Origin of the sequence: Natronospira proteinivora (assembly GCF_024170465.1) — a bacterium.
Classification (GTDB): Bacteria; Pseudomonadota; Gammaproteobacteria; order Natronospirales; family Natronospiraceae; genus Natronospira; species Natronospira proteinivora.
Genome location: NZ_JALJYF010000001.1, coordinates 1,023,289 through 1,036,234, shown reverse-complemented (window position 1 = coordinate 1,036,234; position 12,946 = coordinate 1,023,289). Strand labels below are relative to the sequence as shown.

Genomic DNA, 12,946 nt, shown 5'->3' with positions numbered 1-12,946 from the left:
GGCCCGCAGGGGGTAAAGCCATGTTGAAAATCGCAGTGGTAGGCGCTTCCGGGCGTATGGGTCAGTCCATTCTCAGGCTGGCTAAATCCATGGGTAATGTGGCCGTGGTGGGGGCGCTGGTCCGGCCGGGCAGCCCCGCCGAGGACAAGGAAGTGCCAGACTGGCCCCATATCTGCTACACGAGCGACCGGGGTGCCGGCTTGGCCGAGGCGGAAGTGGTGTTGGATTTCGCCGCCGCCAGTGATGAAATCGGGCTGGTGCGGCATTGTGTGGACTATGGTCTGCCCCTGCTGGTGGGCACCACCGGCCTGGAAGCCTCCACCCGACAGGTATTGGAGCAGGCCGCGAAAAAGATTCCGGTACTGATTGCCCCGAATACCAGCAAGGGTGTCAATATTCTGCTGGAACTGGTCCACCGGGCGGCGGCGGCCTTGGATGAGGATTACGATATCGAGATCCTTGAGGCCCACCACGGACGCAAGAATGATGCGCCTTCCGGTACGGCGCTGCGGTTGGGCGAGGAAGCGGCTGAGGCGCGTCACAAAAGACTGGATGCGGTTTCGGTTCATCACCGCAAGGGGCAGACCGGCCCCCGGCGGGGCGGGGATATCGGTTTTTCCGTGGTTCGTGGCGGAGATATCGCCGGGGAACACACGGTTTATCTGGCCGGGCCTGGGGAGCGACTTGAGTTGACCCATCGGGCCTCCAGCCGCGATACCTTTGCTCATGGGGCGCTGGATGCCGCTCGATGGTTGGCGGGTCGTCGGGCCGGTTTGTATGAGATGCGGGACGTGCTTGGGTTTTAGTTACTGGCAAGCTGGTCTGGCGCCAGGCGGTGCATGGACAGCGCGCAGCCTGTTGCAGTAAAATCAGCGCCACAGACAGTGAGTTCTCGAACAGGCGGGAAGGGTTCCGATGGAATCTTTCCCGCTTTGTGTATGCGGAGTCCGGTGGCGGTGAGCCAGCGGCGGGCCGATCAGGAGGAAGGTGTGCGAAAGAAAGCCCTTTTGGCATTGGCGGACGGCTCGATCTTCCGGGGAGAATTGGCGGGTGCGGATGGCACCACCACCGGGGAGGTGGTTTTCAATACCGCCATGACCGGCTATCAGGAAATCCTTACGGATCCTTCCTATGCGCGTCAGCTGGTGACTTTGACCTATCCCCATATCGGCAATGTGGGCACCAACCCCCAGGATGCTGAATCCGATCGGGTTCAGGCCGCCGGTCTGATCATCCGGGATTTACCCTTGCTGGCCAGTAACTGGCGCTCTCATGAGTCTCTGGACGCTTATCTGCGTGCCCAAGGAACCGTGGCCATTGCCGGAGTGGATACCCGTCGCCTGACCCGCCTGATTCGCGATCAGGGGGCCCAGTCTGGCTGTATCACCAGCGAGCTGGATGAGGCGGAGGCCATCGAGCAGGCCCGGTCATTTCCCGGTCTCAAGGGGATGGACCTGGCCCAGGCGGTCAGCACCGAGACTGGTTACGAATGGAATGAAGGCAGCTGGCAGCTGGAAGGCAATGAATTCCGTCCGGCACAGCGCCAGGATTTTCATGTGGTGGCCTACGATTTTGGAGTCAAGCGCAATATTCTGCGCTTGTTGGTGGATGCGGGTTGCCGTGTGACGGTGGTTCCGGCCCGTACCCCGGCCTCCGAGGTTATGTCCCTGTCGCCCGATGGGGTGTTTCTCTCCAACGGCCCCGGTGATCCGGAGCCTTGTGATTACGCCATCGAGGCCACCCAGGCGTTTTTGGCCGCCGGTGTGCCGCTGTTCGGCATCTGTCTGGGGCACCAGCTACTGGGCCTGGCCAGTGGCGGGCAATCAGTGAAAATGAAATTCGGCCACCATGGAGCCAACCATCCGGTGCTGGATGTGGAAAGCGGCCAGGTGCTGATCACCAGCCAGAACCATGGCTTTGCCATCGAAGAAGATTCCCTGCCCGACAATATCCGGGTGACCCATCGTTCGCTGTTTGATCAGACCCTGCAGGGGATGGCGCACCGGGACAAGCCGGCTTTCAGTTTTCAGGGGCATCCGGAGGCCAGTCCGGGTCCCCATGACGCCAAGCCGTTATTCCAGCATTTCATCCGTCTGATGGAGCAGGTCAGGGCGGGTGCCGGGCAGCAAGCCTGAGCCGGACAGCCGGGTTCCGGCCCGCTTCGTTCACGATTGATATGCACCATGGGTCCCGTCATTGGACGGGGCTGAGAGTCGAGTAAAACGATGCCAAAACGTACAGACATAGAAACGATTCTGATCATCGGTGCCGGCCCCATCGTCATCGGGCAGGCCTGCGAGTTTGATTATTCTGGTGCCCAGGCCTGTAAGGCATTGCGGGAGGAGGGCTACCGGGTGGTGCTGGTGAATTCCAATCCGGCCACCATCATGACCGACCCGGAAATGGCCGATGCCATCTATATCGAGCCCATCCACTGGCGTACCGTGGCCGGGATTATCGAAAAGGAACGGCCCCAGGCCCTGCTGCCCACCATGGGCGGACAGACGGCGCTGAATTGTGCCCTGGACCTTTACCGGGAAGGCATCCTCGAGCGTTTCAACGTGGAGATGATCGGTGCCAGCCGGGACGCCATCGATATGGCCGAGGATCGGGATCGCTTTCGTCGGGCCATGGATGAGATCGGCCTGGAGTCACCGCGCGCCAGGCTCGCCCACAATATGGCCGAAGCCTGGGAGGCGCAGGACGACATCGGTTTCCCCGCCATTATCCGTCCGTCCTTCACCATGGGTGGCAGCGGCGGCGGCATCGCCTATAACCGGGAAGAGTTCGAGGAAATCTGTGGCCGGGGGCTGGAATTGTCCCCCACCAATGAGGTTCAGATCGAGGAATCGGTGCTGGGTTGGAAGGAATTCGAGATGGAAGTGGTCCGCGACAAGGCGGATAACTGCATCATCATCTGTTCCATTGAAAATATCGATGCCATGGGCGTCCATACCGGCGATTCCGCCACCGTGGCACCGGCCCAGACCCTGACCGATCGCGAATATCAAGTGATGCGCGACGCCTCCCTGGCGGTGCTGCGCAAGATCGGCGTGGAGACTGGCGGTTCCAATGTGCAATTTGCCGTGAATCCGGAAGACGGTCGTCTGATCATCATCGAGATGAACCCGCGGGTGTCCCGTTCCTCGGCGCTGGCTTCCAAGGCCACCGGTTTCCCCATTGCCAAGGTGGCCGCCAAGCTGGCGGTGGGTTATACCCTGGATGAGCTGCAGAATGAGATCACCGGCGGGGTGACGCCGGCTTCCTTTGAGCCCAGCATTGATTATGTGGTCACCAAGCTACCCCGTTTTACCTTCGAGAAATTTCCCCAGGCCAAGCCGCGTTTGACCACCCAGATGAAATCGGTGGGCGAGGCCATGGCCGTGGGTCGGACCTTTCAGGAGTCCTTCCAGAAGGCTCTCCGAAGCCTGGAAATCGACGCCGATGGTCTCAATGAGAAGCTGTTGGACCACGGCGAGGATGCTATGGACCGGCTGCGTCAGGAGCTGCAGGACCCCGGCCCCGACCGTCTCTGGTACCTGGGGGATGCCTTCCGGGCCGGCCTGGCCATGGAGGATATCTACTCGCTGACCGGCATCGATCCCTGGTTCCTGGTTCAGATACAGGATCTGGTTGGCGAGGAAGATGCAGTGCGAGGCTTGGGTTTGGCGGCCCTGGATGCCGATCACCTGCGCCGCCTCAAGCGCAAGGGCTTTGCCGACAGCCGCCTGGCGAAATTACTGGGTTGCGATGAAGGGGCCCTTCGCGCCCGGCGCCATGAGCTGGGTGTACGGCCGGTTTACAAGCGGGTGGATTCCTGTGCCGCCGAATTCGAGGCCACCACCGCATACATGTATTCCAGCTATGAAGAGGAATGCGAGGCGCGGCCATCCGATCGCCGCAAGATTATGATCCTGGGGGGCGGGCCCAACCGCATCGGCCAGGGGATTGAGTTTGATTATTGCTGTGTCCACGCCTCACTGGCGCTGCGTGAAGACGGCTTTGAGACCATCATGGTCAACTGCAACCCGGAAACCGTCTCCACTGACTATGACACCTCCGACCGCCTGTATTTCGAGCCTTTGACGCTCGAGGATGTGCTCGAAGTGGTGGAAACCGAGAAGCCGGTCGGGGTGATTGTCCAGTTTGGCGGCCAGACGCCGCTCAAGCTGGCCCGGGATCTGGAAGCGGCCGGCGTGCCTATTATCGGTACCACGCCGGACTCCATCGATCTGGCCGAGGACCGGGAGCGTTTCCAGCAGCTGGTGAATCGCTTGAACCTCAAGCAGCCGCCCAATCGCACGGCGCGTGCTGGGGGGGAAGCGATTCGCCTGGCCGAGGAAATCGGCTATCCGCTGGTGGTGCGTCCGTCCTATGTGCTGGGTGGGCGCGCCATGGAAGTGGTCTTCAACGAGAACGATCTGATCGAATACATTGAAAATGCCGTGCGGGTTTCCAATGATTCGCCGGTATTGCTGGATCGCTTCCTGGAAGAGGCGGTGGAAGTGGACGTGGATGCGGTTTCCGATGGCGAGACCGTGGTCATCGGTGGGGTCATGGAGCACGTGGAGCAGGCCGGGGTGCATTCCGGTGATTCCGGTTGTTCCCTGCCGCCCAACAGTCTGTCGGACACGGTTCAGGCGGAAATTCGTGCCCAGATGGCTGCCATTGCCCGGGAGCTGCATGTGGTGGGGTTGATGAATGCCCAGTTTGCCGTGCGCGGGGAAGAAATCTACCTGTTGGAAGTGAATCCTCGTGCGTCCCGTACCGTGCCCTTTGTCTCCAAGGCAGTGGGTGTGCCCTTGGCCAAGATCGCCGCCCGCTGCATGGCCGGGCGCAGCTTGCCGGATCAGGGTCTGACCGAGGAGCGCCTGCCTCTGTACTATTCCGTGAAGGAATCGGTCTTTCCCTTTGCCAAGTTCCCGGGTGCCGACCCCATCCTGGGACCGGAGATGAAGTCCACAGGGGAAGTGATGGGCGTGGGACGCAGCTTTGGCGAGGCCTACGCCAAGGCCCAACTGGGTGCCGGCATGGTGTTGCCCCGGGGCGGACGAGCCTTTCTCAGCGTTCGGGACCCGGACAAGGATGCGGCGGTGGAGCTGGCCGGCCTGCTTCAGGAGCGGGGCTTTGAGCTGGTGGCCACCCGGGGTACGGCCAAAGCCCTGGAGGCAGCTGGTCTGAGCGTGACGCCGGTAAATAAGGTGCGTGAAGGTCGGCCTCATATCGTGGACATGATCAAAAACGATGAGATCACCCTCATCGTCAATACCACGGAAGGCAAGAAGGCCATTCGTGAATCTCATTCTATTCGCAGTGAAGCGGTCCATCACAAGGTGGCTTACTACACCACCATTGCCGCGGGCAAAGCGACCTGCCTGGCCATGGACCATATGGACGTTGCCGATGTGAATCGGCTTCAGGATCTGCATCGGGAGTACACCCAATGAAAAGAACACCGTTGACTGTTCGAGGCGCCGAACGCCTCAAGGCTGAACTGAAAAAACTTAAATCAAAGGATCGGCCGCGGGTTGTGGAAGCCATTGCAGAGGCCCGTGAGCATGGTGATCTCAAAGAAAACGCGGAATACCATGCGGCCCGAGAAGAGCAGGGCTTGATCGAGGCCCGCATTAAAGACATTGAAGGCAAGCTTTCCACGGCGGAAGTCATTGACGTGACCAAAGTGGATGCCAAGGGCAAGGTAGTCTTTGGCGCCACTGTGGATGTCTATGTGGAAGAGGATGACCGGGAGGCCACCTACCAGATCGTGGGTGAGGACGAGGCCGATATCAAGCAAGGTCTGCTATCGGTGAATTCCCCCATTGCCCGTGGCCTGATTGGCAAGGAAGAGGGCGATGAGTGCGAAGTGGAGACCCCGGGTGGGGTCCGCCACTACGAAATCGTGGAAGTGCGCTACGAGTGAGCGGTCTTGCGCCCGGTGCGCTTGCCGGGCCGGGCCTTGTCTGCCTTGCCCCGGTTGCTGCCGGGTAGTTCAATGACAGGTTTGTCGGGGTTGGCCCGGAACAGGACGGCCACGTGGCCGATGCGCTGAACCAGAGCAGAGCGGGTCCGTTCGCAGACCTCGCCGATCATGGCGGAGCGTTCGGTTCGATCACCGGCCACCAGGCGTACCTTGATCAATTCATGATCATGCAGGGCGCGTTCCACCTCGGCCAGAACTGCATCGCTGAGGCCATTGGCACCCGTTTGCACAATGGGCTTGCGGTGATGGGCCAGGCGCTTGAGATGCTTCTTCTGGGCTTCATTCAGTTGGGCAATGGTCTCGCTCACGGTGCTCACTGATCTCCTCTGGTGAGAACGAAGTTCGTATTCTGAGGCCCGTGAACGGCTTTGGCAATGATTGGCCGGAAACGCCGGTATGAACGGTAAATGCAGGGCATGTGGACATGGGCAAGAAGGGCAGCAGCCATCGTTGGCTGAAAGAGCATCACCGGGATGAGCATGTGCTCCGGGCCCGAAAGGAGGGCTGGCGTTCGCGGGCGGTGTTCAAGCTGGAAGAAATCGATAAGAAAGATCGCCTTTTCCGCCCCGGCATGATCGTGGTGGATCTGGGGGCGGCACCGGGGAGCTGGAGTCAGTATGCTGCCCATCGATTGCAGGGGCAGGGCCGGATTGTGGCATTGGACCGCCTGGAGATGCCCTCATTGCCGGATGTGGATTTCATCCAGGGGGATTTTACCGAGCAATCGGTGCTGAAGGCCTTGCTGGAGACCCTTGGGGGTCGCCGGGTGGACCTTGTAATGTCGGATATGGCCCCCAACATGAGTGGTATGAAGGCCGTGGATCAGCCGGCAACCATGTATCTGGCCGAGCTGAGCCTGGATCTGGGGCGCCAGGTCTTGTCTGAAGGCGGCAATCTGCTGGTCAAAACCTTCCAGGGTGAAGGTTTTGATGAGTTTCTGGCGGAGCTGAGAAAGGCATTTGCGAAAGTGCAAGTGCGCAAACCCAAGGCGTCCCGGGACCGCTCCCCGGAGGTCTATTTGTTGGCCCGGAACTACCGGGTAGTGTAGTGTCTAAACCTGTGCCTGACGGGGCTTTTGGCTGGCCTTGCGGGTGCGAAATACATTCTGTCGAATGCGTCCTGAAGGCGCGTGGAGTAAATCTTGAGCGAATTGGCCAAGAATCTCATTATCTGGATCGTCATCGCGGTCATCCTCCTGTCGGTATTCAACAGCTTCGGGCCCACCGAAGAAACCCGGGAGGAGCTGTCCTATTCCGAGTTCCTGCGTGAAGTTCGTGGCGGGAATGTGGATGAGGTGGTGCTCCAGGGAAACCGGATTGAGGGAATGCGATCCGGTGGAGACCGCTTTGAGGTCGTCAATCCGGAGACGGACAACACCGCATTGATCGGCGAGCTGGAAGACAACCGGGTGGAAATCGTGGCCAAGGAAGAGGATCAGGGCTCATTGCTTGGTCAGATCTTCATTTCCTGGACACCGTTTCTGCTCTTGATTGCCCTCTGGATTTATTTCATGCGCCAGATGCAGGGCGGTGGTGCTGGCGGCAAGGGCGCCATGTCCTTCGGCAAGAGCAAGGCCAGGATGCTTAGCGACGAGCAGGTCAGTGTCCGTTTTCCGGATGTGGCCGGCTGCGACGAGGCCAAGGAGGAAGTGACCGAGTTGGTGGACTTCCTCAAGGACCCGTCCAAGTTCCAGCGTCTTGGCGGCAAGATTCCGAAGGGCGTGCTGATGGTGGGGCCGCCGGGGACGGGTAAGACCCTGTTGGCCCGTGCCATTGCTGGTGAAGCCAGTGTCCCGTTTTTCACCATTTCCGGTTCCGATTTCGTGGAAATGTTCGTGGGCGTGGGCGCTTCCCGGGTCCGGGATATGTTCGAGCAGGCCAAGAAGCATGCACCCTGCATCATCTTTATTGATGAGCTGGATGCGGTGGGGCGTCATCGTGGTGCCGGCATGGGCGGTGGCCATGATGAGCGTGAGCAGACCCTGAACCAGATGCTGGTGGAAATGGATGGCTTTGAAGGCCATGAGGGCGTGATCGTGATCGCCGCCACCAACCGGCCCGATGTGTTGGACCCAGCGCTGCTTCGCCCCGGCCGTTTTGACCGCCAGGTGGTGGTGCCGCTGCCGGATGTGCGCGGCCGGGAACAGATTCTCAAGGTCCATCTGCGCAAGGTGCCGGCGGCAGACGGTATCGAGCCCCGTCTAATTGCCCGCGGGACACCTGGTTTCTCGGGGGCCGATCTGGCCAACCTGGTGAATGAGGCGGCCCTGTTTGCGGCTCGTGGCAATGACAAGTACGTCACCATGAACCACTTGGAGCAGGCCAAGGACAAGATCATGATGGGCGCCGAGCGCCGCTCCATGGTCATGAGCGAGGAAGACAAGCGCCTTACCGCCTATCACGAAGCCGGCCATGCCATTATCGGTCGCCTGGTGCCTGACCATGATCCGGTTTACAAGGTGTCCATCATCCCCCGTGGCCGTGCCCTGGGTGTGACCATGTTCCTGCCGGAACAGGATGAGTACAGTCAGAGTCGGCAGAAGCTGGAAAGCCGGATTTCCAGTCTCTTTGGTGGACGGATCGCGGAAGAGCAGATCTATGGCAAGCATAAAGTCACTACGGGTGCGTCCAATGATATCGAGGTCGCTACGGGTATTGCCCGCAAGATGGTGACCAAGTGGGGTCTGTCCGACAAGCTGGGGCCCCTGGCTTACGAGGAAGATGATGGTCAACCCTTCCTGGGGCGTGAGATGCAGCAGCGCTCCAGTCATATGTCGGACGAGACTGCTCGTGCGATCGATGCAGAGATACGCGCCATTATTGATCAGAATTACGAGCGGGCCGAACGTCTGCTGCGTGAGCATGAAGACAAGCTGCATGTGATGGCGGAAGCCCTGATGCAGTATGAAACCATCGATGCCAAGCAGATCGATGACATCATGGCTGGGCGTGAACCCGGTCCGCCCAAGGGCTGGATCGATCCCAGTGATGATGATGGCGGCCAATCGGCGGCTGCTGACGATGATCGCAAGCCTGATGAAGGTGAGGATCCGATAGGAGATCCGGCCCGCCAGCATTAAGGGCGAGCCTGACTGCAAGGACTCGATACGGCCGGCGGGTACACCGCCGGCCTTTTTTCTATCTGGCTGCAGGGGCGATTTCAAGGGAGTTTAAGCAACATGAGATTGCAATGTGGTCACCGTGAACTGGACCTGTCGCAGGCGCGGATCATGGGTGTACTGAATCGCACACCGGATTCCTTTTCCGATGGCGGCGATTATATTGACAGAGACAAGGCCCTGGCCCATGCCCAGGCCATGGTGGAGGCTGGTGCCGATATTATCGATATCGGTGGCGAATCCACCCGGCCGGGCTCTCGGGGGGTATCGGAGCAGGAAGAGATTGATCGGGTTATCCCGGTGCTCGAACGTCTGCGCCCCGAAACCGATGCCATCCTGTCAGTGGACACTACCAAGCCGGCCGTGATGCGGGCTGCCCTCGAGGCGGGTGTGGATTTGATCAACGATGTGCGGGGGTTTAAGGACCCGGCCTCCATCGAGGCGGTGAAGGACAGCGATGTGGCGGTTTGCGTCATGCATATGCAGGGCGAGCCGCGGAATATGCAGGCCAACCCGCAGTACCGGGAAGTGGTTCGTGAAGTCAGGGGTTTTTTAATGGCCCAGGCCGAGACCCTGGAGGCGGCGGGGGTGTCGCGTCGACGAATCCTGGTGGACCCGGGCTTCGGTTTCGGCAAGACCCTGAATCATAATCTGACTCTGCTTAGAGAACTGGGTGCTTTTAGCGCCAGCGGCTATCCGGTGTTGGTGGGCATGTCACGCAAGTCCATGATCGGCCATGTGATAGACCGGCCAGTGGATGAACGGCTGTATGGCAGCCTGTCGGTAGCCACACTGGCTGCCTGGCTGGGGGCCAGTGTGGTGCGAGTCCATGATGTGGCGGCTACCCGGGATGCCTTGAAGATGATGGCGGCCGTGAAGGCTTCAGGTCAGGGAGAGCGAGGATGAGTCGACGTTATTTCGGAACCGACGGCATTCGGGGCCCGGTGGGCGAGGGGCTGATGTCGGCGGATCAGGTGGTCAAGCTGGGCTGGGCCGCTGGCCGCGTTTTTTGCCGCGAGGGCCGGGGCAAGGTACTGATTGGTCGGGATACCCGGATTTCCGGCGATATGCTGGAGTCAGCCCTGGAAGCGGGGCTGGTGAGCGCCGGTGTGGATGTGGAGTTGTTGGGTGTATTGCCCACCCCGGGTATTGCCTATCTCACTCGAACCCTGGGGGCCCAGGCTGGTATTGTGATCAGCGCCTCCCATAATCCTTTCCAGGACAACGGCATCAAGTTCTTCGGCGCCGATGGCCGCAAGCTGGATGATGACCGTGAAGCGGCCATCGAAAACCAGATGGATACGGATTTTGCCACCGTGGAGCCCCATGCGCTTGGCAAGGCCCGCCGGATTGAGGACGCGGGCGGGCGCTATGTAGAGTTTTGCAAGAATGCGGCCCCCTCCGGCCTGCGTCTGGACGGGCTTCGGGTGGTGTTGGATGGTGCCAATGGCGCGGCTGCCCATGTTGCACCTGCGGTGCTTCAGGAACTGGGTGCGCAAGTGGTGACGCTGGCTTGCGATCCAGATGGCTTTAATATCAATCAGGATTGTGGCTCCACCGCCCCTGAGGCCATGCAGCGCGCCGTGCTGACCCATCAGGCGGATCTTGGGATCTCTCTGGACGGGGACGCCGACCGGGTGATCATGGCGGATCAGCAGGGGACCCTCCGGGATGGTGATGAATTGCTCTATATCATCGCCAGAGCCCGTCAGGCTGCCGGAATGTTGCGAGGGCCGGTGGTGGGCACGGTGATGAGTAATCTCGGTCTGGAGCACGCTCTGCAGGCTCTGGGGATCGATTTTCAGCGTGCCAAGGTGGGTGATCGTCATGTCATGGAATGCCTGGATGCCAATGACGGAATAATTGGAGGCGAATCTTCCGGTCACCTGATCTGTTTGGACCGGACCACTACCGGGGATGGCTTGATCGCCGCGCTGGAGGTCCTGGCCGAGCTTCAGCGGCGTGAGCAGGGCCTGGCCGAACTGGTGAAGCCGGTCAGCAAGTACCCCCAGCGATTGGTGAATGTGCGAGTGATCGATCGTGCCGCCGCCCTGTCGGGTGCTCAGCTGGGGCTGGCCAGTGAGGCGGCGCAGCAGGCTCTGGGGGATCGCGGCCGAATTCTGGTTCGCGCCTCCGGTACCGAGCCCTTGGTGCGGGTAATGGTGGAAGGGCAGGATGACGAATTGGTCAGCCATTGGGTGGATACGCTGGCGAACGCGGTTCGCCAGGATGCCGGGGCTTGATCGGGATCATGGAAAGCGCTTTTTCATGCTTGTCAAATTGATTTGTTGGCCGACACCGGGTAAAGTCTCGCGCCGTTAGCCAAGAGGCCCGAGTTCGACGGCTTTTTCCTTTTAGCCATCCGCGAGTCCCGGCTGCTACCGGGTGCGGCTCTGATCCGAAATAGACTGGAGGCAGCATGCGACAGCCCTTTGTCGCCGGCAACTGGAAGATGAACGGCAGCCGTGAAACGGCGACCGAGTTGCTGGAAGATGTGGTGCAGGGTCTGGTTTCTTCACACTGTGAAGCGGCCGTTTGCCCACCTTATGTCTATTTGGCGGATGGTTTGCGGATTGCCAAGGGGTCGGAATTGGTTTTAGGTGCCCAAAACGTCTCCGAGGAAGAGTCGGGTGCCTTCACTGGCGAAGTGTCGGCGTCCATGCTGCAGGATTTCGATTGCCGTTATGTGATTGTCGGCCATTCCGAACGTCGCGGGCTTTTTGGTGAAAGTGATGAAACTGTGGCGCGCAAGTTCATGGCGGCCGCTCGTCAGGGCCTTCGGCCCATCCTCTGCGTGGGGGAAACCCTGGAGGAGCGCGAGCAGGATGTGACCGAGCAGGTTATTCGCCGCCAGCTGGATGCGGTACTGAACGCCGCGGGCGTGCATGCCTTTGTGGAGGCGGTGGTGGCCTATGAGCCTGTCTGGGCCATCGGTACCGGCCAGACCGCGTCTCCGGAGCAAGCCCAGGCCGTGCATGCCATGATCCGCGCTCGCGTGGCGGAGGCCGATGATACAATTGCCGACCGCCTGAGAATTATTTACGGGGGAAGCGTCAAGGCCGGGAATGCCGCCGAGTTGTTTGCCAGGCCCGATATTGACGGGGGCTTGATCGGTGGGGCATCCCTGGACGCGGACAGCTTTCTGAGTATCTGTGAATCGGCCAATTCGGCCAGCACTCAATAAATCTGGAATTTGACATGCTCATCAGCATTTTGCTCGTACTACACGTCGTTGTAGCCATCGTTATTGTTGTCTCGGTTCTTCTTCAGCAGGGGCAGGGCGCCAATGCCGGCGCGGCTTTCGGCAGCGGCTCCTCCGGCACGGTGTTCGGTGCCCGGGGTGCAGCCAGCTTCCTGAGTCGCATGACGGCGGTTCTGGCGACGGTCTTCATGCTCAATAGCGCGGCATTGGCCTGGATCGCGGCCAGGGATGTGGCCGAGCCGGGTTCCTTGCTGGAGCGCATTGAGCCGGTTCCCGCCCTGGAGGAAGAATTGGCGCCGCCGGCGGATGAAGATGAAGAGGAAGAAGACGATGACGGGCTGGATCTGCCGCCCCCGGACGGTCGTTAAAGTCCCGCTTTCATTGTGGTTTTGGGGTGCCTAAGCGTGCCCGTTCATGGTAATATGCCGGCCTCCGGGATGCGCAATTCCGGGCCAGCAGGAGCAAGCCAAGCCGAAGTGGTGGAATTGGTAGACACGCTGTCTTGAGGGGGCAGTGGCCTTACGGCCGTGCCGGTTCGAGTCCGGCCTTCGGCACCAACACCAGAAGCTCGCCCGCTAAGCCGGGCGGTTTCCAATTGAGCAGGTTGTACGGCGGGTGTATTTGACGTATTGCCTGCCAATCTCGA

At 60.3% G+C, this 12,946-nt stretch carries 10 protein-coding genes, 1 tRNA gene and 1 pseudogene; 11 read left to right on the top strand and 1 reads right to left on the bottom strand.

What is annotated here, in order from left to right; translation table 11 throughout:
• Window positions 1-20 precede the first annotated feature (20 nt).
• The 4 genes from dapB (at window position 21) to greA (ending at window position 5,920) form a co-directional block, all read left to right on the top strand.
• Complete coding sequence (gene dapB / locus J2T60_RS04855; RefSeq protein WP_253446159.1) at window positions 21-806, top strand: 4-hydroxy-tetrahydrodipicolinate reductase; 786 nt, start codon at window positions 21-23, stop codon at window positions 804-806.
• 183 nt (window positions 807-989) lie between these two features.
• Entirely contained in the window at window positions 990-2,135 is a 1,146-nt protein-coding gene (gene carA, locus J2T60_RS04850; protein ID WP_253447654.1) for a glutamine-hydrolyzing carbamoyl-phosphate synthase small subunit, read from the top strand.
• 90 nt (window positions 2,136-2,225) lie between these two features.
• Window positions 2,226-5,447 carry a carbamoyl-phosphate synthase large subunit gene (gene carB, locus J2T60_RS04845; protein ID WP_253446156.1) on the top strand — a complete coding sequence of 1,074 codons (3,222 nt, stop codon included), beginning with the start codon at window positions 2,226-2,228 and terminating at the stop codon, window positions 5,445-5,447.
• Entirely contained in the window at window positions 5,444-5,920 is a 477-nt protein-coding gene (gene greA, locus J2T60_RS04840; RefSeq protein WP_253446153.1) for a transcription elongation factor GreA, read from the top strand. Before carB ends, greA begins: the two co-directional genes overlap by 4 nt.
• A 65-nt stretch (window positions 5,921-5,985) precedes the next feature.
• Here the strand turns inward: greA and yhbY are convergent.
• Window positions 5,986-6,267: pseudogene (yhbY, locus tag J2T60_RS04835) on the bottom strand (ribosome assembly RNA-binding protein YhbY); the annotation flags it as partial.
• Between the two features lie 137 nt (window positions 6,268-6,404).
• Between yhbY and rlmE the strand changes: the two are divergent.
• The 7 genes from rlmE to J2T60_RS04800 all read left to right on the top strand — a co-directional run bounded on the left by rlmE (window position 6,405) and on the right by J2T60_RS04800 (window position 12,857).
• The gene (gene rlmE / locus J2T60_RS04830) at window positions 6,405-7,028 is read left to right on the top strand and encodes a 23S rRNA (uridine(2552)-2'-O)-methyltransferase RlmE (protein ID WP_253446150.1); all 624 of its coding nucleotides are present in this window, start codon (window positions 6,405-6,407) and stop codon (window positions 7,026-7,028) included.
• Between the two features lie 93 nt (window positions 7,029-7,121).
• Window positions 7,122-9,059 carry an ATP-dependent zinc metalloprotease FtsH gene (gene ftsH, locus J2T60_RS04825; RefSeq protein ID WP_253446148.1) on the top strand — a complete coding sequence of 646 codons (1,938 nt, stop codon included), beginning with the start codon at window positions 7,122-7,124 and terminating at the stop codon, window positions 9,057-9,059.
• Between the two features lie 99 nt (window positions 9,060-9,158).
• The gene (gene folP, locus J2T60_RS04820; RefSeq protein ID WP_253446145.1) at window positions 9,159-10,004 is read left to right on the top strand and encodes a dihydropteroate synthase; all 846 of its coding nucleotides are present in this window, start codon (window positions 9,159-9,161) and stop codon (window positions 10,002-10,004) included.
• Window positions 10,001-11,341 carry a phosphoglucosamine mutase gene (glmM, locus tag J2T60_RS04815; RefSeq protein WP_253446142.1) on the top strand — a complete coding sequence of 447 codons (1,341 nt, stop codon included), beginning with the start codon at window positions 10,001-10,003 and terminating at the stop codon, window positions 11,339-11,341. The genes folP and glmM overlap by 4 nt, the downstream gene beginning before the upstream one ends.
• Window positions 11,342-11,517: 176 nt before the next feature.
• The gene (gene tpiA, locus J2T60_RS04810) at window positions 11,518-12,282 is read left to right on the top strand and encodes a triose-phosphate isomerase (RefSeq protein ID WP_253446139.1); all 765 of its coding nucleotides are present in this window, start codon (window positions 11,518-11,520) and stop codon (window positions 12,280-12,282) included.
• Between the two features lie 14 nt (window positions 12,283-12,296).
• The gene (gene secG / locus J2T60_RS04805) at window positions 12,297-12,668 is read left to right on the top strand and encodes a preprotein translocase subunit SecG (protein WP_253446136.1); all 372 of its coding nucleotides are present in this window, start codon (window positions 12,297-12,299) and stop codon (window positions 12,666-12,668) included.
• A 102-nt stretch (window positions 12,669-12,770) separates the two neighbouring features.
• Window positions 12,771-12,857, top strand: a tRNA-Leu gene (locus J2T60_RS04800).
• The last annotated feature ends 89 nt before the right edge of the window (window positions 12,858-12,946 follow it).

Excerpts from the sequence above, each read along its gene's own strand:
- dapB (WP_253446159.1), top strand. The coding sequence starts at position 21 with ATGTTGAAAATCGCAGTGGTAGGCGCTTCCGGGCGTATGGGTCAGTCC.
- carB (WP_253446156.1), top strand. The coding sequence starts at position 2,226 with ATGCCAAAACGTACAGACATAGAAACGATTCTGATCATCGGTGCCGGC.
- greA (WP_253446153.1), top strand. The coding sequence starts at position 5,444 with ATGAAAAGAACACCGTTGACTGTTCGAGGCGCCGAACGCCTCAAGGCT.
- rlmE (WP_253446150.1), top strand. The coding sequence starts at position 6,405 with ATGGGCAAGAAGGGCAGCAGCCATCGTTGGCTGAAAGAGCATCACCGG.
- folP (WP_253446145.1), top strand. The coding sequence starts at position 9,159 with ATGAGATTGCAATGTGGTCACCGTGAACTGGACCTGTCGCAGGCGCGG.
- glmM (WP_253446142.1), top strand. The coding sequence starts at position 10,001 with ATGAGTCGACGTTATTTCGGAACCGACGGCATTCGGGGCCCGGTGGGC.
- tpiA (WP_253446139.1), top strand. The coding sequence starts at position 11,518 with ATGCGACAGCCCTTTGTCGCCGGCAACTGGAAGATGAACGGCAGCCGT.
- secG (WP_253446136.1), top strand. The coding sequence starts at position 12,297 with ATGCTCATCAGCATTTTGCTCGTACTACACGTCGTTGTAGCCATCGTT.